The following is a 21,821-nucleotide window of genomic DNA, read 5'->3' as shown; positions in this document are numbered from 1 at the left end:
CGCTGTTCATGTTCGCAGGCCAGGGCGCGCAGCGGCCGGGCATGCTGGCCGACCTACCGGATAGTCCGCCCGTGCGGCGCACGCTGGCGCAGGCGGCCGATACGCTCGGCCTCGATGTCGGCGCCCTCGACAGCATCGAGGCGCTCGCGGATACCCAGAACGTACAACTCGCACTCACCGTTGCCGGCGTCGCCGGCGCGCGTCATCTGGCCGAGCAGGGTGCTGTGCCCGATGCCGTCATGGGCTTGTCGATCGGCGCCTGGCCGGCAGCCGTGGTCGCAGGTGCGATCGGATTCGCCGAGGCACTGGCGCTGGTGGCCGAGCGCGGTCGCTTGATGGCGGAGGCGTACCCGAGCGGCTACGGCATGAGCGCGGTCCTCGGCTTGTCGGAGGACAGGGTGCGCGGTTTGGTGGCCGACGTATCCCGCGACGACGCGCCGCTGTATATCGGCAACGTCAACAGTGACGAGCAGATCGTGGTGGCCGGAGACGACGACGGGCTCGCGCGGCTGGCCGAGACCGCCAGGGCGGCCGGCGCGCGTCGCGTGCAGCGCCTCGACATGGCGGTGCCGTCGCACTGTCCGCTGCTGGACGAACCCGCGGCGCAGCTCGCGAATGTGGCGCGCGATACGTTATTCGATGCGCCCGTCATTGCCTACTTCAGCGCTAACGCGCGGCGGCGGCTCTGGCGCGCCGACGCGATCCGCGACGACCTCGTCTACAACATGGCGAAGCCGGTGTACTGGGCCGCCAGTGCACGCATCGTGCATGAATCGGGGTTCCATCTGGCGGTGGAGATGCCGCCGTCGCACGTGCTCACCGGGCTGCAGCCAACGATGGAGCCGCCGGGCGAGGCCGTGGCCGTCATCGATACCGGCTGGCATAATGCGGCGGCCCTGACACGGCGCGCGACGGTGGACAACCGCTGATCGCAGACGTCACGCGCTGCCGACCGGCAGCCCAAGGAGTTCCAGCCGCATGGCGCAAGCCGAGCAAAGCCGAGTGGCGCATCTGATCTTCGTTGGCGTGCTCGGCATGCTGACCGCGATCGCGCCGCTTTCCATCGATATGTATCTGCCGGCCATGCCGGGCCTGGCCCAGGAATTCTCGGTCTCGGCGGCCTATGTGCAGTACAGCCTGAGCCTGTTCTTCATCGGGCTGGCGCTGGGCCAGCTCACCTACGGGCCGATTTCGGATCGCTATGGGCGTCTGCCCGTGCTGTATTTCGGCATCAGCCTGTATCTGCTGGCGAGCATTGCCTGTGCCATGTCGACTTCGGTGGGCATGCTGATCGCCGCGCGTGCAGTTCAGGGGTTCGGGGCAGCGGCCGCGCCGGTGATGGCGCGCGCGATCGTGCGCGACAAGTTCGAAGGCTCGCATGCGGCCAGCGTGATGTCGTTCGTGGTGATGGTCATGGCGACCGCGCCGCTGGTGGCACCGCTGCTGGGCGGACTCGTGCTCACGTTCTTCTCCTGGCAGGGAATTTTCTGGCTGCTGTTCATCTATTCGATCGCCTGTCTGGTCGCACTGCGGCTGCTGCTGGCGGAGTCGCACGCGCATCATCGGCGCGTGCGCGATCGCAGCCTGCTGTCCCAGTACATCGGTTATCTGGCGCTGCTGCGCCGTTTACCGATCGCTTTGTTCCTGCTCTGCGGCAGTCTCATGTTCGGCGCGCTGTTTTCTTATGTCGCCGGCAGTTCGTTCGTCTATATCACCCAGTTCGGCATCGACAAATCGCTGTTCGGCTTCTATTTCGGCGCCAATGTGCTGGCCATGCTCGTGGGTACCTTCGCCAACGCGCGGCTGGTGATTCATTTCGGCTATCGCACGCTGCTGGGTGTCGCGGTGTGCAATACGTTCGTCTGCGGTCTGGTGCTGCTGGTGACCACGCTTACCGGCCTCGGCGGGTTCTGGGGCGTGGCGGTGCCGTTGTTCTTCCTGCTGTCCACGGTCGGCGTCGCCGGTGCGAACACGGTCGCGGGTCTGCTCGATCTCGCCCCGGATGCAGCGGGTGCGGCCTCGGCGCTGTTCGGTGTCTGTCAGTTCACTGCCGGCGCAGTGGCAACGTGGTGCGTGGGCGCGCTCGGCGGTGATGCGATCGCCATGGCCATTGTCATGAGTGTGTCGGCGGCGGGCTCGGTCGGCGCCTATGTGGCGCTGATCCGGCGTGTGCCGTTGCCGGCCCCGCGCACCGCGCGTCTCCAGCGGTAACCAGCGCCGCTCGCAATGGGTCACTGCGCAGGCCCAGCGGCCTTGCTCTGTTCGACTCCCGCTGCTCAGACTGTCCAGGGCGCCGGCGCCTCGGGGTCGATGTCGTATGCCGCGATCGCCTGTGCCGGTAGACCAGGCTCGATCGTCCCTTCGTGGGCGAGGGCGGTGAGTGCCGCCAGTACGATCTCGTAGCGGTCGACTTCGAAGAACCGACGGATTGCGGTACGGGTATCGCTGCGTCCGAAACCATCGGTACCCAGAGTAACGTAGTGGGCCTGCACGTAAGGGGCGATCAGTTGCGGATAGGCCTGCACGTAGTCGGTGGCCGCGACGATGGGCGTGGCATCGCTGAAACTGCTGGCGACATGGCTGCAGCGCGATGTCTCGCCGGGGTGGTGCCGGTTCCAGCGCTCCACCTCGCGGGCGTCGCGGGCGAGTTCGGCGAAGCTGGGGGCACTCCAGATTTCGCTCGTGATCTGCCAGTCCTCGGCCAGTAACGTGGCCGCTGCACGAACCTCGTGCAGGATCGAGCCGGAGCCCAGCAGGCGAATTTCGCCGGCCGGTGTCGAAGCAGACCGGGTTTCGAAACGGTACAGGCCGCGAATGATGTCGTCTTCGATGCCCGCGGGCATCGAAGGCTGTTCGTCCTTGGCGTTCATGACGGTCAGGTAGTAGAACTCGTCGGCCTGGTCGACGAGCATGCGGCGCATGCCGTGGTCCACGATTACCGCCAGTTCGAAAGCGAAGCCGGGATCGTAGGCGCGGCAATTGGGCACGCCCGCGGCAACCACGTGACTGAAGCCGTCCTGGTGTTGCAGCCCTTCGCCGGAGAGCGTGGTGCGCCCGGCCGTGCCGCCGACGAGAAAACCACGGGTACGCTGATCGGCGGCGGCCCAGATCAGATCGCCCACGCGCTGGAAGCCGAACATCGAGTAGTAGATATAGAACGGCAGCATGGAAAAGCCGTGCACCGAATAGGCAGTGCCGGCGGCAACCCAGGACGACAGTGCGCCGGCCTCGGTGATGCCTTCCTCCAGGATCTGGCCGTCGCGGGACTCGTTGTAGTACAGAACCGAGCCGGCGTCCTCGGGCTCGTAGCGCTGGCCGGCCGGAGAATAGATGCCGATCTGGCGAAACAGGCTGTCGAGGCCGAAGGTCCGTGCCTCGTCGGCCACGATCGGCACGATGCGTGGGCCCAGCGCCTCGTCCTTGAGCAGGCTGCGCAGCATGCGCACCAGTGCCATCGTGGTCGACATCGCCTTGCCATCGGCTTCGAGCGCGAATTGTGCATACGTGCCCAGCGCGGGTACGGGTAGCGACTCGGCGCGGGTGCGACGCGCCGGTAGGGCGCCGCCCAGCGCTGTCCGGCGCTCGCGCAGATAGCGCATTTCGGGGCTGTCGTCGGCCGGTTTGTAGAAGCGTAGATCCGCGAGATCCTGGTCCGATAGCGGCAGATCGAAACGGGCACGAAAATCCTGCAGCGCCTCGATGTCGAGCTTCTTGGTCTGATGGGCGGTCATGCGTGATTCGCCAGCGCCGCCCATGCCGAAACCCTTCTTGGTCTTGGCCAGGATCACGGTCGGCGCGCCTGCATGCGCCCGCGCGGCGGCGAATGCCGCATGCAGCTTGCGCAGGTCGTGGCCGCCGCGGGTCAGGCCGTCGATCTCGGCGTCGCTCATGTGCGCGACCAGTGCCTTGAGCTCCGGGTCCTCGTTGAAGAAGTGCACCAGGTTGTAGGAGCCGTCGTTCGCGCCCAGCGTCTGGTATTTGCCGTCGACGGTGGCGGCAAACGCACGCAGCAGGGCGTGGTGTTTGTCGCGGGCGAACAGGGCGTCCCAGTCCGAGCCCCAGAGAACCTTGATCACGTTCCAGCCGGCGCCTCGGAACAGTGATTCCAGTTCCGGAATGATCTGGCCATTGCCGCGCACCGGTCCATCCAGGCGCTGAAGATTGCAGTTGACGATGAAGGTGAGGTTGTCGAGGCCCTCGCGCGCGGCAAGGGTCAGCCCGCCGACCGATTCGGGTTCATCCATCTCGCCGTCGCCGAAGATGCCCCAGACATGCCGGTCGCCCGGCTCGGTCAGGCCGCGCGCGGCGAGATACCGCATGAAACGCGCCTGATAGATGGCGTTGATCGGGCCGATGCCCATGGAGCCGGTAGGAAACTGCCAGAAATCGGGCATCAGCCAGGGGTGGGGATAGGAACTCAGGCCGGTGCCGCCGGTTTCCTGGCGAAAATTGTCCAGCCGCGTCTCGCTCAGCCGGCCTTCCAGGTAGGCGCGTGCATAGACGCCGGGCGCGGAGTGCGGCTGGAAGTAGACCAGGTCGGCGCCACCGGACGCATCCGCGCCGCGAAAGAAATGATTGAAGCCGACTTCGAACAGCTCGGCGGCGGCCGCATAGCTGGCAATATGGCCCCCGAGTTCGCCGAAGGCCTTGTTGGCGCGTACCACCATGGCAAGCGCGTTCCAGCGCTGGATCGCGGTGAGCCGTCTTTCGATGGCCAGATCGCCCGGGTAATGACCCTGGCGCTCGACCGGTATCGTGTTGCGGTAGGCCGAATAGGGCGCCGAGTCCGGTGAGACGCCCTCATCACGGGCTGCCTCCGTCAGCTTGCGCAGTAGAAAGCGCGCGCGATCCAGGCCTTCGTTGGCGAGTACGCTGTCCAGTGCGTCGATCCATTCCCGGGTCTCGAGCGGATCGACATCGGCCGATGCATCGTGATCTGTGAACGGGGCGAAATTATCCTGACCTGTGGCCATTCGGCGTCTCCTTTCTATCCCCGAATGTTAGCGGAGCGCGCGCGGTAGGGGTTGCTGTTCTGGCCTGTCGGCCGATCCGAAATCCGCATATCCTGTGGCAAAGCAAGAGAAGACTGGCCGCATATGCCGAAGAAATACCCGGACGCAGTAGACCTGCGAATTCTCAATGAATTGCAGGACAACGCGAAGCTCACCAATCAGGAACTGGCGTCGCGTGTACATCTGTCGCCCTCACCCTGCCTGACCCGGGTGCGGGCACTGGAGAGCAACGGCTATATCAATCGTTATGTGGCGCTGGTCGACCCGCGTCGGGTGGGCCTGGGCGTGAGCGTATTCATCCAGGTACGGCTGGAAAAGCAGGTCGAGGAAGCCCTGCAGCGATTCGAGACCGCGATGAATGCTTATCCGCAGGTCATGGAGTGCTATCTCATGACCGGCACGTCCGATTATCTGTTGCGCGTAGTGGTCGAAGACGTACCGGCGCTCGAGCGCTTCATCGTGGACGAGCTCTCGCAGCTGGCCGGCATGGCCAATATCCAGTCCAGCTTTGCGCTCAAACAGGTCAAGTACAAGACCGCGCTCCCGCTCTGAGGCCGGTCGGTCCGGCCGCATCGCGGTGGCACAGATTGGGCACGAGTACCGCGAACCGCCGGCGGGCACAGCCTTTTTCTCGTGACCGCAGATCTCGGACCGCCGAGATCGGTCGACAGCGCGACGGTTGACTGTGGCGACATGCCTCGATTTACCTGAAGAGGTGAGCGTGGGCGGTCCCGCCGGTGGAGCAGATATCAACAGCGCGCCCCCAGTTCGAAAACTCGTTGCAGCGAATCGCAGGCTACGGATCCGCGGTTTCGTAGCGTGAATTCGTTGAATCGTTCCGATTTTCCTCCGCCCCCCAGGTGTCGGTTGCGAGCCTTAGGCAGGATGACGAAAACTGGAATTATGCTGCGCCCACGGTCAGGGACACTGGGTGCAACGCCGGTGCATGTTGGCCGGGATGGAAGCACGCCGCGGCGTCAGCAGCCCAGGTCATTGCTGTCGTACAGCTTGCAGCGGTATCGACCGGATAACACGCGTTTCATGCGCGCTCAGGCCGGAGTGGGGCGCAACCGTTGTTACATCACGGATACGTTGAGCAGAGGCAAGTGACCGGTGCCCTATGTTTTCTCAGCGCCGTTTTCCGCGCCTGAAAAAATTGTTTGCGCGCCGCGCGAGATTGGATTAAATATGCATAAACGATAAAAATAATCCGGCCATACTCGATTTTGTATCTTACACTCAATTTTTAGAGAGTAGCGGCCGGCTTCATGTGGCGCATCAGCAGCATCGTAGCGCTGCAGCGAGAGCACGGTTGATGGCAAGTTCGGAGCGGCTGAAGGGGAGTACCGACAAGGGCTTTTGCGTGCTCGATGAGGCGCGTTGCCTGATGTTCGCGAATGCAGCATTTGCGAAGCTGCTCGGGACCGACGATCCCCATGCGCTGGCCGGCCGGCCGTTCGATGACTTCCTTGAAGAGCCGGGCCGGGAAATGCTTCGTGTCGCCCAGCACAGCGACGACCCCACGCCGGTGCTGATCCGCTCCAGCCTGCACCGGTCCGATGGTAGCTGGCTGCCGGCATTTCTTACTTTTCACGCCTTTACCACCCAAGCAGGTGATTTTGCCGGCGCTGTCTTAATCGTCACCCGGCGATCGCTGGGCGACTCCACGGCTATCAGTCTTTCCGAACGTCTGGAAATGGCGCTGTCGGCGGGCGCGCTCGGGGCCTGGAGTCTGGATCTGCGCAGTGGCGCGGCCTGGCGGACCGCGTTACACGACCAGGTCTTCGGCTACGACGACACATTGCCGCACTGGACCTACGAAAAGTTTCTCGAACACGTTATCGATGAGGATCGCCCGGCGGTCAAACGCAAACTTGCGGTCGCGATCGAGACGAATTCGGCATGGACGTTCGAGTGTCGTATCCGCCGGCCCGACGGTGTGATTCGCTGGATATGGGCGCAGGGCCGGCCGGAATTCGATCTGCAGGGCGAGCCGGTGGCGCTGTTTGGCGTGGTCAAGGACATAAGCGAGCGCAAGGCTGCTGAAGAGCAGATCCAGTTTCTGGCCGAATACGATCCGCTGACCCGATTACCCAATCGGCGGCTGTTGATCGATCGGCTCGGGCAGGCTGTACGCGGGGCGCAACGCAGTGGCCAGGCGGGCGCGGTTTTCTTCATCGATCTCGACGACTTCAAGACCTTGAACGATACCCTGGGCCATCACGTCGGCGACCAGATGCTGCTCGAGGTGGCGCGGCGACTGCTGTCCTGCCTGCGGGCACAGGATACCGTTGCACGCTTCGGCGGCGACGAGTTCGTCGTGATCATGGAGGGCCTGGGCAGCAGTCAGCAGGATCTCGTGGCTGGCGTTCAGCAGTTGGCCGACAAGATTCTTGCGGCCATCGACCAACCCTACGACTTCAGCGTGCTCCAGCACCGACGCATGACGTGCAGTATTGGCGCGGTAACGTTTGATGATTCGAACGATACGCCGGACTCATTGCTGCGACAGGCGGACCTCGCGATGTATCGCGCAAAGTCGGCCGGCGGCCATGCGGTGCAGTTCTACGAGCCCGAGATGCAGATTGCGATTGACGCACGGGTGGCGCTGGAAAGCGAGATACAACTGGGACTCAAGCACGGCGAATTCGAGCTCTATTACCAACCGCAGATCGATATCGCGGGGGAAACCGTTGCCGCGGAAGCGCTTATTCGCTGGCGACATCCACGGCGAGGGCTGGTCAGTCCGATCGAATTCATTCCGACGGCCGAGGATTCCGGTCTCATCATGCCGCTCGGGCGTTTTGTGCTGCAGGCCGCCTGCGAGCAGCTGGGTGCGTGGGCCGGCGATCCGGAATTGGCGCAGATATCGATCGCGGTCAATATCAGCGCGCGCCAGTTCCACCATCCCGACTTCGTGGATGATGTCTTTCGGGTGCTCGACAGCAGCGCTATCGACCCGTCCCGGCTGGTGCTGGAACTGACCGAGAGCGTTCTGCTGGACAGCATCGACGACGCGGTTGGAAAGATGGCCATGCTCAAGGCCCGCGGTGTGCGGTTCTCGCTCGATGATTTCGGCACCGGCTATTCGTCGTTGTACTACCTCAAACTCCTCCCACTGGATCAGTTGAAGATCGACCAGCGGTTCGTGGGGGATCTGCTGACCGACGCAAACGACGCCGCGATTGTGTGCACGATCATTGCGTTGGCTCAGTGCCTTGGATTGGGGGTGATTGCCGAGGGAGTGGAGTGCGAGCAGGCCAGCGACTTTTTGCTTGCCCATCAATGCCATCTCCAGCAGGGTCATCTCTTCAGCGAGGCCCTGGAGCGCGAGCACTTCGAAACATTCCTCCAATGCCGAAGGGCTGATGTCTGTTCCCGCTATAACGGCCAGGCCTCGGATTCGGCGCTCTATTGAGACGAGCCGGTCGGGCCCGCCCTCCACAGTCGGGCATGATCCACTTGGGCGGCTGTGCCGGCTCTCCGCAAGCGATGCAACCTATTCAACGTCCCCGCGCGCGAAAGCGCGCACATCGTCCCAGGCCAATGCAGGTTCAAGGAAGTGTCACGGGTCGAGGCTAGACTGTGGTGTGCGACGTGTGAGCCGCCTGATCATCAGCAGGTCCGATATGTTCGAGTTCCAGATCCGCAAGGCCGACATCCGGCAGCATCGCGTAATCCCGATAGATGCGGCTGCTGATGAATCCGGTCTCACCGACGGTGAAGTGCTCGTCCGGGTCGAGCGGTTCGCGTTTACCGCCAACAACATCACCTACGCGACTATGGCGGACCGGCTCGGCTATTGGCAGTTCTTCCCGCCGGCGGGCGACGATGCCGACGGCTGGGGCGTCATTCCTGTCTGGGGATTTGCGTGCGTGATCGCGTCGCGGGCAGGCGATATTCCGGTCGGGGATCGTCTGTACGGCTACTTCCCGCCGGCGACATGCCTGATCATGAAGCCCGTCGGCATAAAGCCCCAACGCCTGATCGATGGCGCGGCCCACCGGTCACAGTTGCCGGCGGCCTACAACAGCTACAGCCGCGTCGCGGCCGAGCCGGGATACGACCGCGCGATGGACGACGAGCGCATGCTGCTGTGGCCCCTGCACATCACCTCGTTCTTTCTCTGGGACGTGCTGCAGGACCGACAATGGCATGGAGCGAGGCAGGTGGTCATCGTGAGCGCGTCCAGCAAGACCAGCATCGGTCTGGCCTATGCGCTAAACGTCGATGTCGATGCGCCGGTCGCCGTCGGCGTCACGTCGGCCTCGAACCTGGATTTCGTCGAGAATCTCGGCTTGTACGAGCGCACGGTCGCCTACGACGCGTTGACCGACATCGACGCCGATATCCCGGCGGTGATCGTCGACATGTCCGGCAATGTCGATGTGCTTGGGCATCTGCATGCCCATCTGGGCGAGAACATGCGCCGTTGCATCAACGTCGGCCTGACCCACGGGTCGGAAACCGGCATGGGCGAGGGCGTGATCGCCGAACGTAGCGAGTTCTTCTTTGCGCCGAGTCATATTCAAAAACGCGTCAAGGAGTGGGGCGCGGACGATTTCGGCCACAGAACATCGACCTTCCTGCGAGACGCGACGGTCGCTACCCGGGATTGGCTGACACTCAAGACGATCGATGGCCTGACGGGCCTTGCCGAGGTCTATCCGGAGGTGTGCGCGGGCCGGATTCCGGCGGATCAGGGCCTGATCGTCAAGCTCTGAGCGTCCGCACGCCACGGGCTGGCCGTTGGCGAGTGAGCTGATCCGCTTGGCGGGCAGAGCCCCGATGACCGCTCAAGAGTCACTCGGCGGTCATCGGGGTTGCAGCGCGGGACGTCGACATAACGCCGATACGGTTTACATGCTGCTGTCGTCGCTGTCGCGCAGCGTCTCGTGGTTGCTCTCATCCTTGCTTTCGTCGTGGGTGACGGGCGATTGGCCCTTGTAGCCACCGGCCGAGTCTTCCTTCACCGGCGACTGCACGCCGTAGCCGTGTTTCTGCGCTTCATAACCGCCGGCCGCGCCCGCGCCGGCCGCCGCCGCGATGCAGCCTTGCAGTGCCAGACATCCAACCAGAGCTGCGGCAACGACCGAAAGACGTATCAGATTACCCATCAACAAACTCCTGAGGTTCTAGGAACATCGTTTGAGTATATAGACCTGGATATGACCCATATCACCGAGCGCGCGACTCGATCGCCCAGCTTCCATGCCGATGGACAGCAGTGCGACGCAAAAGTGCGAGCCCGCCGGCAGGTCTGCTCGCGGGTGTCGACCGGCCGATGGATAGCCCGCCAGGTCTTCTGGCCAGGTTCTATCCCGTCAACGCCCGCGAGACGAAACGAAAGATCGAGATCAGGCGGCTTGTGCCGTCACGCACTGCACCGGCTCGTCGAACAGACCGAGATCGATCGATTGCGCCATGGCTTCGTAGCCCGCGTCGCTGGGGTGCAGATGGTCGCCGCTGTCGTACGCCGGCAGCAGGGTGGTCGGATTGGCCGGATCGCGGACGGCGGCATCGAAATCGATCACGCCGTCGAACTCCCCGCTGTTACGGATGAAATCGTTCACGGTCTGGCGTTTGGTTTCGCCGGCGGCCGTGTAGTAACCCGCGCCTTCGAAAGGCGTCAAGGTGGCGCCGTAGATCGTCAGGCACGCCGTATGCGCGCGGGCGATGATTTCGCGATACCCCTGAATGATGTCATCGGCGGAGACTTCCTCCTGGCCGAGTTCGGGAAAACCGATGTCGTTAATGCCCTCCAGGAGAGTGACGAACGTCGCGCCCGGCGGCGTCAGCACGTCCCGGTCCAGGCGCGAGAGCGCATTGGGCCCGATGATATCGTTGAGTACCCGGTTGCCGCTGATGCCTTCATTGACGATGGTCAGATCGCGCCTGCCGATCTCCTGGAAAAGTTTTTCGGCGAGTTGATCCGGCCAGCGGTTGTTGGCGTCCACCGTCGATGCGAAGCCGTCGGTTATCGAATCACCGAGCGTCACGATTGCACGCGTATCGGCTGTTGTTTCGACTTCGATGCCAGACAGGAAATAGCGTGAAGTAGACGTGCTGGCGACCGGAAACGTCGCCGCCGAGCTGAAATCGCCGGGCGTCGAGACATAGGTCGTCTGAACGCCGAGGGAGTGGCCGCTGGTCGCTGTCGTCATCTCGGGGAGATAAAGACTCACCACGAGTTCCGACAGATCCGGCACGTCCAGGTCGATCGGGTCGCTGAGGATCGACTCGCCCACCGCGACGGTCACGTCCGTACTGCCGTCGAAACGCAGGGTCTGGTCCGTGCCGTCGACGATATCGGCCGCGTCGGCGTGCAGGGCCACGTGGGCGGCGCCGACCGACAGCGGCGCGGTACCGAATGTATTGTCGAGCCGGACGCGGATACGCGGCCCACCCTTGCTGATCCGCGCGATCATGCGAATCGTCTGATCGGTGAACTGGGCCGGCATAACATCCGGCCCACTCAGAAGAATCGGCAGAACCTGCGGGCTCGCGCCCCAGGTGGCCACCCATGTCATCGCCTCCGACGAGTCGGCGCCACCGATATCGACCGATTTCTCGGAATCGCTGCATGCCGCGACCGCGAGAAGTGCGGTCGCCATGACGAGCGCCATCGAAAATCGGCGTCCTGCTGTTTTGGCCATCGTGTCGTTGTAACGTGTCATAAGAAGCCTCTTTTCTAATTAGTATGAGTAACGGCGTCTCGGGTGACCGAGGGTCACGAGTCAACTTATAGTCGCGTCTGTTGGGAAGGACAATCCGCCTGCGACCAATTACCGATGCGTCGCGAAGCGTGTCGGGAATCCGACGTTAATATCGGTGGCTCTGATATGAGAGCGATGAAGAGGGTGTCGTGTGTCCGCTTTGCAAACCGAGCCCCGGTTTCAGGGCGCGTGAGCCTTCACACAAAAGTTTTACGCCTGACCTGCGCGGCGGACGTGATCGGCACAGACCGTCCACGCAAACTGCTGTTAAGGTTTGTCCGATCCCTTGTATGCCGCGCTCCGGCTAGTCCATGCCCATGAGAGAGTTCGCCGACGAACTGCTGCTGCCCAATCGCCGCGAACTGCCTGCCGAGGTCGCATTCCTGCGCGAACACTACCCGGCGCCGCAGTGGCGCGAGCACGAGAATTTCGGCGAGCTGGCGGCCTTCTGGCTGCAGGTGCATGACAGCCTGCGCAGGCACGGCCAGGCGCTGCAGCAGGCCACGGAGGCGTTTCGCGAGGGGCGCTGGGATGTGGCCCGTTTCCAGCAATACTTCGCCCCGCGCCTGGATCATTATCTTCAGCATCTCGAAGGTCACCACCACATCGAGGACGCCCATTACTTTCCGCGCTTTCGCGGGCTCGACAGACGCATGGTGCGGGGTTTCGACCTGCTCGAAAACGACCACGAGATCATCCACGACACGCTGCTTGCTTCTGCAGCCAGCGCGCGCCGCCTTATCGAAGGCATGGTGCGGGGCGGCGATGCACCGCGCTACGCCGCCGATGCCTACACGGAAGAAGCGGACCGTCTGCTGTCGCTGCTCGAGCAGCACTTGTCGGACGAAGAGGATCTGGTCATCCCGGCGATGCTGGAATACAGCGAGCGGCCGTTGCGCTAACGCGGCGCCACCCGGCGCAGCAGCGGTCAACGCTCTGGTTTTTGGGCCTCCTGGCCTGGTCCGGCCGGATGCCGTGACATCAGCGGTGGCGCGGGCATCGTTCCGGGCGCGGCGCCACCCGCGGGTTTCGGGGGATCGACGACCACTCTGTTGCGACCCGCGCGCTTTGCGCTGTACAGGCATCGATCGGCGCGCGAGAGCAGGTCTTCGAAGGTCTGACCGGACGCGACCAGCGTGGCCACGCCGAAGCTTGCGGTCAGGTTCAGAGCCTTGTTCCGATGACGGCAGCCACAGCGTTCGACAGCGCGGCGCAGTTCTTCGGCTATTGCCTGTCCTCGACGCTTGTCGCTGTTGCACAGCAGGATGGCGAATTCCTCGCCGCCCAGACGACCCACGGCATCGCCCTGGCGCACGTTATCCCGCATGGCTGTTGCGATATCGCGCAGGGCGGCATCGCCCGCCTCGTGGCCGTGAACGTCGTTAACCTGTTTGAAGAAGTCGACATCGACCATGAGCAACGACAGGGGCAAGTCGTGTGCCACATGCTCTTGCTTCTCCTGCTCGAAGATCTGCTCGAAGTACGCGCGGTTGGGCAGGCCGGTCAGTGCGTCGGTCATGGCCATGCGCGCGAGACGCCGTTCGGCCTGTTCCCGGCTGGCCTCGTAGAAATGCGCCAGAGCGAAAACCGTGGCTGTTGCCATCGTGACGTTCGCAATGGCGCCGGGCGTCTGCACCAGGCTCGCGCCGCCGAAACGGTGGTAGAACAACGCGCCGGCACAGCCAATGAAGAACAGCGACAATACGGCGCCGAGGCGCCGGCCGAGAAGCAGGTGCGCCAACAACGGTATGACCATCACCCAGCTGTAGACCGTGACCTCGGTATTGGGACTGTAGAACCCGTACATCATCACCGCGTAGAACGGAATGATGAAGGCGATCGTCCATTCGGTGAGACGCCGCGTCCCGCGCACGATCACGATAAGCGTGGCAGCGAATACCGTCATCGCCAGTTCCATGCCCGCAATGATGTATTTTCCGGCCTGCAGATTGATGATTACGTAGGCCGCGCCGAAGAGTGCCGTCAGCGTCACGAGCACCAGCAGCACGGTGCGGCGATGACGCGCCGCAAAGCCATCGTACGAATTGCTGCGAGTATCTCGCATCGCCTGACGCCCCCGCTGTCCCCTATGGCCACCATACACCCGCGGAACCGCGACCGTGGCGGCGCGACAGGCGAGCCCGCACGACCGCCTTCGGTAGAAGACGTGCGGCGAGTAGGCCGCGGTGTCGACAGAGCCGGGCTGCATCCTTTTCGACGCCGCCGAGCAGAGAGGCGGTCAGGCGCGCGTTTGCATGGGACACCGCATCCAGGTGGTTGCCCGGGGTCGGCTCGCTAGACAAAAAAAGCTGTATAGCGCACCCTCCGGCCAGCGCACCCAGCCAGGCTGGGGCGGAGCGACCTCGAACGCCCCATGCCCGCGCTCAATCCTATCTCTTATATGGAAAACAGCCCATGAGTTCCCGTGTCACACCGCAACGCTCCGTCGTTGCGAATGCCATCTATGGTGTTCTGAACCCGATCCCGTTCGGGTTCTTTGTCGCCGCACTCGTCTTCGACATCATCTACGCCCGCACTGCCGTCATCCTGTGGGGCAAGGGTGCCGCCTGGCTTATCGCCATCGGCCTGGTCTTTGCGATCGTGCCGCGCCTGGTCAACCTGGTACAGGTCTGGATCACGTCCCGGCGCAGCGCCACGATGACCGACAGGTTCGACTTTCTGCTCAACCTGCTGGCGATCGTCGCGGCGATCTTCAACGCGTTCGTGCACAGCCGCGACGTTTACGCGATGGTGCCCGCCGGCATCTGGCTATCGGCCTGTACGGTCATTCTTCTGGCCATTGCCCACATCATCATCGCCGTGCAGTACACCGCTTCGAGGAACGCCGTCCATGCTTAAGATCAACCCCCGCAGCGCGCTTGCGCTGGCATGTCTGCTCGTACTTGTTGGGTGCGGCGAACAGGCCTCGTTCACGCCCAAGCAGCAGTCGGGCAGCGACCCGACCCTGCCCGAATCGCAGAATTTCCTGTTTCCGCCCATGAAGGTGCCGAACGGGGTGGGCTGGCAGCAGGGCCAGACGCCCACGGCGGCGGACGGCCTGCAGATCGAAAAGATCGCCAGTGATCTGCAGCATCCGCGCCAGCTCTACACGCTCCCGAACGGCGATATCCTCGTCGTCGAGTCCAATGGCCCCGGTACGGAAGCGGTGACCACGCCGAAGCAGCTGGTCGCGGGCTTCATCAAGGGCCGTTCAGGCAAGGGCGGACACGGCGGCAATCGCATCACGCTGCTGCGTCATACCGATGGCGCGAACGGCGAGTGGGAAAAGCATGTCTTCGTCGACGGCCTGAACTCGCCTTTCGGCGTGCAGCTCATCGGCGATTCGCTCTATGTCGCCAACACCGACGGCATCGTGAAGTTCCCGTACGAGACCGGCGAAACCGAGATTACCGCCCCCGGCGAGCCGTTCGCGGATCTACCGAGCACGATCAACCATCACTGGACCAAGGCCTTGCTGGCCAGCCCGGATGGCAGCAAGCTCTATGTGGGTGTCGGCTCCAACAGCAACATCGGCGAGAACGGACTGGCGGTCGAATACCGGCGTGCGGCCGTGCTCGAAGTGGATGTCGCGACCGCATCCAGCCGTATCTATGCATCCGGCATCCGGAACCCGACCGGGCTGCATTGGCAGCCGCAGACCGGCAAGCTCTGGGCGATCGCCAATGAGCGTGACGAGATCGGCGCCGACCTCGTGCCGGACTACCTGACCTCGGTCCAGGAAGGCGCCTTCTATGGCTGGCCCTATAGCTATTATGGCCAGCACGTGGACACGCGCGTGAAGCCGCAGCGGCCGGACCTGGTGGAGAAGGCCATCAAGCCGGATTATGCGCTGGGTTCGCATGTCGCACCGCTCGGGCTGTGGTTCTCGGCGGACAACGCGCTGCCGGCGAAATATCACGGCGGGGCATTCATCAGCGAACACGGCAGCTGGGATCGTTCGCCGCTGAGTGGCTATCAGGTGGTGTATGTGCCGTTCGAGCAGGGCAAGCCGACCGGTGAGCCGCAAACGGTAATCAGCGGCTTCTACTCGGACGACGAGTCGAAGCTGTACGGCGCCCCGGTGGGTCTGACGCAGGATCAGGACGGCGCACTGCTGGTCGCCGACGATGTTGGCAACAGCGTGTGGCGGGTGACGTCCGCCGATCGCTGAGCACTCTCGGCAGACAGCTAGACGATGAAAGGGGCGCGGTTTTCCGCGCCCCTTTTTTTGTGGGATGTCTCTACGGGTGAAATGCGGTCGATCTGATATCTGTGCGGCCCGAGCAATTGGCGTTCTCGGGTTTCATCAGGAATTCAGGCGAGCTGCAACACGCCAGCCATGAGCACCGGCGCGGCGCCATGCGAAACGCTCGAGCGGGCGGTTTCAGCCGTCGACACGCGTATCCATTCGTCACAAGGCGTGACAACAGATTGAGCCGGCATCCAGTAGAACGCGCGAAAGGCCGGCCGAGAAGGCAACAGCAGAAGCCACATGGCTGCCCGACGCATTGATCGGCAATCGCCTCGGTGCCCGGTGTCAATGCGCCGCTGGCACCGGTCGGTAATCTGTGATATCAAAAATAATCGCCCGCAACCGAATGCGATGAATCACAAGGGCGATGCGTTTATACAACAGAGCGATCCATGCGAGGAGAACATCATGGCTGAGCAAACCCTGTACGAACGGCTGGGCGGCGCCTATGCGATCGCCGGCGCGGTCGATTACCTGATCGATCGACTGCATACCAACGCCACGCTCAACAACGCCAATGACAAGGTCCGGGAATTTCACAGCGATCAGTACAAGGCCGGCTACAAGTTCATGGTCACGGCCTGGAGTATCGAGAAGACCGGCGGTCCGGCCTGCTATCCCGGCCGCGACATGTTCGAGGCCCACAAGGATCTCGGCTTGTCCGACTACGAATTCGACGTCACCGCCCACGAAATACGCAACACGCTCTACCAGCTCGGCGTGCCGCGCCAGGAAGTCAACGAGTTCATGGACATCATCGAAAGCTATCGCCGCAAGGTGGTCGCGGCAGCTGCCTGACCTCCGCTCCCGAGCCGGGGCGGGCCTGCGAGCCCGTCCCATCCTCTATCACGCGGACCGGCGCGGCGGACAGGCCGAATTCCGAGCGCGACGAAGATACGGCTTGGCCGGGTTTGAGCGCCGGCCGATCGGTAAGCGGGCAGGGTCGTTCCTGGCGATTGCTGAATCGCGGGTTGGCCGTTAGCGACCGCGACCTGATCTTCCTTGTTGCCCGGTGTGTATAGCCATGCGAACCGTGAAAGCACCGCGGAGGTGTAGCTCTCAGATCGATTCGTAGCTGTGGACTACTCCATGTCCTCGATATCGAAACGCAGGGGTTGCCTGTCGAACATCTGGTCTGTATTCATGTTCGGCAGAAAACGCGCGAGATAGCTTTCGACCTGGTGATTGGCCCGCATTTCATGCACGAATACATTCAGCAACTGCAGCCATTCCAGATCGCCCTTGCGGGTGGCCATGCCGTAGAAATCCGGCTTGATGGGCGGATCGAGAACAACCATCCGAAAACGGGCTCTGGACTCGTTGGCCTGCAGCCACACTTTCAGAAAGACCTCGTCATGAATCATCAGATTGGCGTCGCCCTTGAACGTTGCTTCGGCGGCATCTTCGTTGGTCGGATAGCCGGTGATCGTTGCATCCGGAAATAGACGCTTGGCGACCGCTGCGGGCGACTTGCCTTCGGTGACCGCGATCTTGAGCTGACTCTCGTTACCGCTACTGCGCAATTGCTCGATCAACTGGTCGGCATCCTTCACGTTCCCGATTCCAAGCTTCGCGGAGTGGCCTATGTTCATCAGCATCGAGGTGCCGGTGTCGAAATAGGGGTCGGTGAAATTCACCTGCCTGGCGCGGTCGAAGGTGATGCTCATGCCCGCGATCACGACATCCACCTTGTCGTCGGTGAGCATGGGTATCAGGTCGGCAAAATTATCGGGGGCCACGATCTCCAGCTCGACGCCGAGTGCGTCGGCCAGTTTCTGCGCGATCCGGATATCCACACCGACGCGCTTGCCGGATTCGTCGACAAACGAGAACGGTCTGAAGTCGGGATTGACGCCGACACGCAGCTTGCCGCTGTCGATTACCTCGTCGAGCCGGGATGGTGTGGCATCGGTTTGCCCCGTGCCGGATTCTGCGGGTTGCGCATGGAGTGGCTGCAACAGCACGCCCGCCGCCAGCACAATGCACAGAAGCGCTTTCGTGAGTTTTTCTTTCAACATAGCTCCCTCTCGAACCGTTCGAACCGCTGGCCGGCGAATACGGGCCATGGATAACCGACAGTGATCTGCAGCCGCTTCTAGATCAGGTCGCGGGCTGCGCATTCGTCTGCACCTCGACCTCATCGAGATCGCCCTCCAGGCCGGCGTTCGGGTCCTTATAGACATCGATGTCCATCTTCCCTTCGCTCTTCGCCACGATGCAGCTCACCGCGGCATCGCCGGAGACGTTGACAGCGGTTCGAATCATGTCGAGCAGGCGGTCCACGCCGAGGATGAGGCCGATACCTTCCAGTGGCAGGCCGACCTGCGAGAACACCATCGACAACATGATCAGCCCGACGCCTGGCACGCCCGCGGTGCCGATGGACGCCAGTACCGACATCAGGATGACGGTCAGGTAGCCGCCGATGCCCAGGTCGACACCGTAGATATTGGCGATGAACACCGTCGCGACGCCCTGCATGATCGCAGTGCCGTCCATGTTGATGGTCGCGCCGAAGGGGACGGTGAACGAGGCCACCGAGCGATCCACGCCGAGCCGCTGCACCACGGTGCGCAGGGTGACGGGAATGGTGGCGTTCGAGCTGGACGTGCTGAATGCGAACACCTGGACGTTGCGCATCTTCTGAAGAAACGTGATCGGGCTCAGGCCGGAAAAGACCTTCAGTAGCACTTGCAGTACCACGAACAGATGGAACAGCAGGATCGCGATCAGCACCAGCACATAGCCGACGAGCTGCACGAACAGATCCAGCCCGAGATTCGCCATGGCCTTCGCGAGCAGGCAGAACACCGCATAAGGCGCGAGCGCCATGATGATCCCGACCATCTTCATCATCACTTCATTCGCGGTTTCCACGCCGTCGATCAGGCTCTTGGCCCGGCTGCCGACCATCAGCAGGCTGATTCCGACGAGGATGGAAAAGAAGATGATCGACAGCATTTCCCCTTCTGCCATCGCATTGATCGGGTTCGACGGCACAATGTTGACCAGTACGTCGGCCAGCGGCGGCGCATCGGCCCCGGAGAACTCGGCCGCTGATTTGATATCCATGCCCGACCCGATGCCCGTCAGTGCCGCTCCGGTAATCGCCACCGCAATTGCAATCGCGGTGGTCAGGAGATAGAGCACGAAAGACTTGCTGCCGATACGCCCCAGCAGACGAATGTCCCCGATGCCGCAGACACCGGCAATCAGCGACAGCAGAACCAGTGGCACCACGAGCATCTTCAACGCATTGACGAACATCTTGCCGACGACGCCAAACACACCGTTGGTGAGAAAGGTATTGACGAAGGACCCGTCGGCGTTCAGACCGAGAAGATTGATCCCCAATCCGACGACAATACCGAGTCCCATGCCGAGAAGTACTTTAGTTGTTAGTGTCATACAGGTACTCCAGATGATTGGCGTCAATGGACGTCAAAAGTCAAAACTGTATTGATTGATATACCCCGAACGACCAGGGGTTGTCTATTCCATATACTGGTTACCAACAGCAAGATTCCACGTGCTGACTTGCCAGAAAAGCGTGAGCGCTTGCGGCCGTAGAACCGGGCGCGGCTGCATCCGCCGACAGCGATCGCGATTCGGTGAAAATACGCCGCGCTGTGCCGATGACTACCGTTTCGATCGCGGATGGTTTCTAGAATAAGCAAAGCACGAGTCGTGCCGCTTTCGAGCAATACGAGCTTGACCTCTTATGACTGGACGAGATCCGATGGTGGACGATCGATAATTACGTGCTCGGCGCCGAAAGTCTCGAGATCGAGGTGCTAGCGGCCGTCCTGCGCCACCGATGAAAGTGGCCCGACGAAGAGCGGCAAATCCGACGACTCGGCGGCATCCGTGATCCCCAGCCTGTTAGTCCTTGATACCGCCCAGGTTGGCGTCGTAGAGCCCAGCAAAATGTGTGCGGCCGATCTGCAGTGCCATTGGTGCCGGAGGAGGCGGGCGTATCGGCGTGGCCTGTCGGCCTGGCCGGGCACAGATCGTCATCTCCACGGTTTCCAACGTCGGCAGATGATGAAACGCTTCGCCCAGCAGACGAAACGCGGCGCTCGCCACGTGGCCGGACCTGTCGGCGAAGTCTTCGGACTGGTTATTCGAGCCCTTGACGAGACGCAGCGCCGCTGGGGCTTTTGCAGGCGGATAGTCGGTCAACGCGTCCGAAGACAGCGTCACGTCCATCAGCAGCGTCGACGGGTCCACTATATCGCAATCGACGTCCGCTCGGCCGGGCCAGTCGATCGCGGTCAATGCCACCTCCAGCGCATACTCCATGGCGAACACATCGCCACGCGCCGCAACCGTGATTGCCGCACTCAGGCAGTTCTCGACGGCAGCATGCGCTCGTCGCTCCGCGCGCCATTGCGCAAGGGCCTTGTTGTAGGAATCCCTTTGAGCGCGCTCGCGTGCACGCCGAATCCGCCAGGCTCGGGGACTAAGCCAGCGGAACGGGTGAACGCTCGATACGGGTGGCTCGGGCCTGGGCTCTTCTGGTATCGCCCGCTCGGTTACCGGCGCGTGGTCGGGTGCCGGCGTATCCAGATAGAGGCGTGCCAGGCGACTTGCCCGGTGCTTGGCAGTATCTTTGCCGCATGCGGCACTCTTGCTGGGCGCAAGCGCGATCGTCTGTCTCGGCACAGCGTTCAAGGGTGGCAGTGTGCCGTGCATGGTTGCTGAACTCGTCACCGATTCGCCTTACCGTCGTCCCATCTGATGCCAGTTCACGGCACTCCGAATCGCCGCGCCCGAGCCTGCTATATGCACCGATTCGGCCGCCCAAAGTAACTGTTATAGTTGACAGATCGCGACTCGGATAGATCGCATCTAGCTGATCTTTATGCAAAATAATTTTCTGTTAATACTTTCGCCGCAGCCACGACAGAGCGCACTGCGAGGGCATTCTGGCTCGTGCCTGCGCCGCGGCCACGAGCCGGGAATTGCCAGCCGATAGACGGGCGCGACATCCGGTAGCTGAGGACCGCGTGAATCAGCGCCCTGTAATCACCGCTGTTGAATAGATAAAATCAACCGGCGCGGCTTCGCGTAGGGGGCAAAATGTGAAAGATCCAAAGTTATTCCTCGAATCTGTCGATGCAGCTCAAAGTATTGACGAACTCCTGGGCGTGATCGACGTGCTGGTACCCACTCTTGGGTTCGACCATTTCTCGTTCTTTGCCAGAAAACCGGTGCCGGTCGCCAATCCCGCGGTCTTGATATTCGATCGCTATCCCGCGGGCTGGATGGATCACTACCACCGACAGAGTTATCTCGAACAGGACCCTGCCATCATCAACGGGGCAAAAACCACGGATGTCATGCGCTGGTCGTCCGAGATGTTCGCCTCGGCGGGCGAGCTCTGGAGCGATATTCAGGACGTCGGCTTTCCCCACGGCATGGCCAAATCCTCGTGGGCGCGGCATGGATCCTACGCGCTGCTCTCGCTGGCGCGCTGCAACGACGTCGTATCCGACGCCGAACTGAACCGGCTTCGGCTACCCGTCACCTGGGCTGCATCGACCATTCATGCCCGTTTCGATTACCTGCTGGACGCGCAATCGCTTTCCGGCCTGGATATCAGGCTTTCCAACCGTGAGCGGGAAATGCTCCTTCGCACGGCCGAAGGGCGCACAGCGGCCAATATCGCCGAACTGCTGGGCCTGTCGAAGCGAACCGTGGATTTTCATATCGCCAACGCCTCGAAAAAACTCAATGCGACATCCAAGCCCCAGGCCGTGGTGAATGCAATGGGCCTGGGCCTGATCGACCCCGGCTGAGCGCCCACGCCACGGGCGACACTCCAAACATCGGACAGGA

At 62.4% G+C, this 21,821-nt stretch carries 18 protein-coding genes; 10 read left to right on the top strand and 8 right to left on the bottom strand.

Going from position 1 to position 21,821, the window contains the following annotated elements; all coding sequences use genetic code 11:
• The first annotated feature begins 8 nt into the window (after positions 1–8).
• Together ACFOSU_RS12235 and ACFOSU_RS12230 are read left to right on the top strand one after the other, a co-directional pair.
• Positions 9–929, top strand: coding sequence for an ACP S-malonyltransferase (locus ACFOSU_RS12235; protein ID WP_380689984.1), 921 nt, complete (start codon positions 9–11; stop codon positions 927–929).
• A 49-nt stretch (positions 930–978) separates the two neighbouring features.
• On the top strand, positions 979–2,211 hold the full coding sequence (locus tag ACFOSU_RS12230) for a Bcr/CflA family multidrug efflux MFS transporter (protein WP_380689982.1): 1,233 nt from the start codon (positions 979–981) through the stop codon (positions 2,209–2,211).
• Positions 2,212–2,276: 65 nt separating this feature from the next.
• On the opposite strand, the gene mdeB is transcribed toward ACFOSU_RS12230, so the two are convergent.
• Positions 2,277–4,973: an alpha-ketoglutarate dehydrogenase gene (gene mdeB / locus ACFOSU_RS12225; protein WP_380689980.1), complete on the bottom strand. Its 2,697-nt coding sequence runs from the start codon at positions 4,971–4,973 to the stop codon at positions 2,277–2,279.
• A gap of 123 nt (positions 4,974–5,096) precedes the next feature.
• Here mdeB and ACFOSU_RS12220 point away from each other — a divergent pair, with 123 nt between their 5' ends.
• From ACFOSU_RS12220 to ACFOSU_RS12210, 3 genes are all read left to right on the top strand, one after another.
• Positions 5,097–5,564 (top strand): Lrp/AsnC family transcriptional regulator, encoded by a 468-nt coding sequence (locus ACFOSU_RS12220; RefSeq protein ID WP_380689978.1) that lies wholly within the window; start codon positions 5,097–5,099, stop codon positions 5,562–5,564.
• Between the two features lie 763 nt (positions 5,565–6,327).
• Entirely contained in the window at positions 6,328–8,430 is a 2,103-nt protein-coding gene (locus ACFOSU_RS12215) for a putative bifunctional diguanylate cyclase/phosphodiesterase (protein WP_380689976.1), read from the top strand.
• A 211-nt stretch (positions 8,431–8,641) separates the two neighbouring features.
• The gene (locus ACFOSU_RS12210) at positions 8,642–9,736 is read left to right on the top strand and encodes a DUF2855 family protein (RefSeq protein WP_380689974.1); all 1,095 of its coding nucleotides are present in this window, start codon (positions 8,642–8,644) and stop codon (positions 9,734–9,736) included.
• A gap of 135 nt (positions 9,737–9,871) precedes the next feature.
• Here ACFOSU_RS12210 and ACFOSU_RS12205 read toward each other — a convergent pair whose 3' ends face one another.
• On the bottom strand, positions 9,872–10,129 hold the full coding sequence (locus ACFOSU_RS12205; RefSeq protein ID WP_380689973.1) for a hypothetical protein: 258 nt from the start codon (positions 10,127–10,129) through the stop codon (positions 9,872–9,874).
• 240 nt (positions 10,130–10,369) lie between these two features.
• Positions 10,370–11,626, bottom strand: coding sequence for an SGNH/GDSL hydrolase family protein (locus tag ACFOSU_RS12200; RefSeq protein WP_380689971.1), 1,257 nt, complete (start codon positions 11,624–11,626; stop codon positions 10,370–10,372).
• A gap of 413 nt (positions 11,627–12,039) precedes the next feature.
• On the opposite strand from ACFOSU_RS12200, the gene ACFOSU_RS12195 reads away from it, so the two are divergent.
• Positions 12,040–12,630 carry a hemerythrin domain-containing protein gene (locus tag ACFOSU_RS12195; protein ID WP_380689969.1) on the top strand — a complete coding sequence of 197 codons (591 nt, stop codon included), beginning with the start codon at positions 12,040–12,042 and terminating at the stop codon, positions 12,628–12,630.
• Positions 12,631–12,656: 26 nt separating this feature from the next.
• On the opposite strand, the gene ACFOSU_RS12190 is transcribed toward ACFOSU_RS12195, so the two are convergent.
• On the bottom strand, positions 12,657–13,793 hold the full coding sequence (locus ACFOSU_RS12190) for a GGDEF domain-containing protein (RefSeq protein ID WP_380689967.1): 1,137 nt from the start codon (positions 13,791–13,793) through the stop codon (positions 12,657–12,659).
• A 350-nt stretch (positions 13,794–14,143) separates the two neighbouring features.
• On the opposite strand from ACFOSU_RS12190, the gene ACFOSU_RS12185 reads away from it, so the two are divergent.
• Both ACFOSU_RS12185 and ACFOSU_RS12180 read left to right on the top strand, forming a co-directional pair.
• Positions 14,144–14,587, top strand: coding sequence for a DUF2231 domain-containing protein (locus ACFOSU_RS12185; protein WP_380689965.1), 444 nt, complete (start codon positions 14,144–14,146; stop codon positions 14,585–14,587).
• Entirely contained in the window at positions 14,580–15,899 is a 1,320-nt protein-coding gene (locus ACFOSU_RS12180) for a PQQ-dependent sugar dehydrogenase (RefSeq protein WP_380689963.1), read from the top strand. The genes ACFOSU_RS12185 and ACFOSU_RS12180 overlap by 8 nt, the downstream gene beginning before the upstream one ends.
• Before the next feature lie 143 nt (positions 15,900–16,042).
• Here the strand turns inward: ACFOSU_RS12180 and ACFOSU_RS12175 are convergent, their stop codons facing one another.
• Entirely contained in the window at positions 16,043–16,222 is a 180-nt protein-coding gene (locus ACFOSU_RS12175; protein ID WP_380689961.1) for a hypothetical protein, read from the bottom strand.
• Between the two features lie 166 nt (positions 16,223–16,388).
• On the opposite strand from ACFOSU_RS12175, the gene ACFOSU_RS12170 reads away from it, so the two are divergent.
• Positions 16,389–16,778: a group I truncated hemoglobin gene (locus ACFOSU_RS12170; RefSeq protein ID WP_380689959.1), complete on the top strand. Its 390-nt coding sequence runs from the start codon at positions 16,389–16,391 to the stop codon at positions 16,776–16,778.
• 284 nt (positions 16,779–17,062) lie between these two features.
• Here ACFOSU_RS12170 and ACFOSU_RS12165 read toward each other — a convergent pair whose 3' ends face one another.
• From ACFOSU_RS12165 to ACFOSU_RS12155, 3 genes are all read right to left on the bottom strand, one after another.
• Entirely contained in the window at positions 17,063–17,998 is a 936-nt protein-coding gene (locus tag ACFOSU_RS12165; protein ID WP_380689957.1) for a substrate-binding periplasmic protein, read from the bottom strand.
• Positions 17,999–18,080: 82 nt separating this feature from the next.
• Positions 18,081–19,388 (bottom strand): dicarboxylate/amino acid:cation symporter, encoded by a 1,308-nt coding sequence (locus tag ACFOSU_RS12160; RefSeq protein ID WP_380689955.1) that lies wholly within the window; start codon positions 19,386–19,388, stop codon positions 18,081–18,083.
• A 474-nt stretch (positions 19,389–19,862) separates the two neighbouring features.
• Entirely contained in the window at positions 19,863–20,675 is an 813-nt protein-coding gene (locus tag ACFOSU_RS12155; RefSeq protein WP_380689953.1) for a hypothetical protein, read from the bottom strand.
• Positions 20,676–21,064: 389 nt separating this feature from the next.
• Here ACFOSU_RS12155 and ACFOSU_RS12150 point away from each other — a divergent pair, with 389 nt between their 5' ends.
• Positions 21,065–21,781 carry an autoinducer binding domain-containing protein gene (locus ACFOSU_RS12150; RefSeq protein WP_380689951.1) on the top strand — a complete coding sequence of 239 codons (717 nt, stop codon included), beginning with the start codon at positions 21,065–21,067 and terminating at the stop codon, positions 21,779–21,781.
• The last annotated feature ends 40 nt before the right edge of the window (positions 21,782–21,821 follow it).

Source organism: Salinisphaera aquimarina (assembly GCF_042643355.1).
GTDB lineage: Bacteria > Pseudomonadota > Gammaproteobacteria > Nevskiales > Salinisphaeraceae > Salinisphaera > Salinisphaera aquimarina.
The sequence above is the reverse complement of the archived record's forward strand: the minus strand, read 5'-3'. Positions and strand labels throughout refer to the sequence as shown.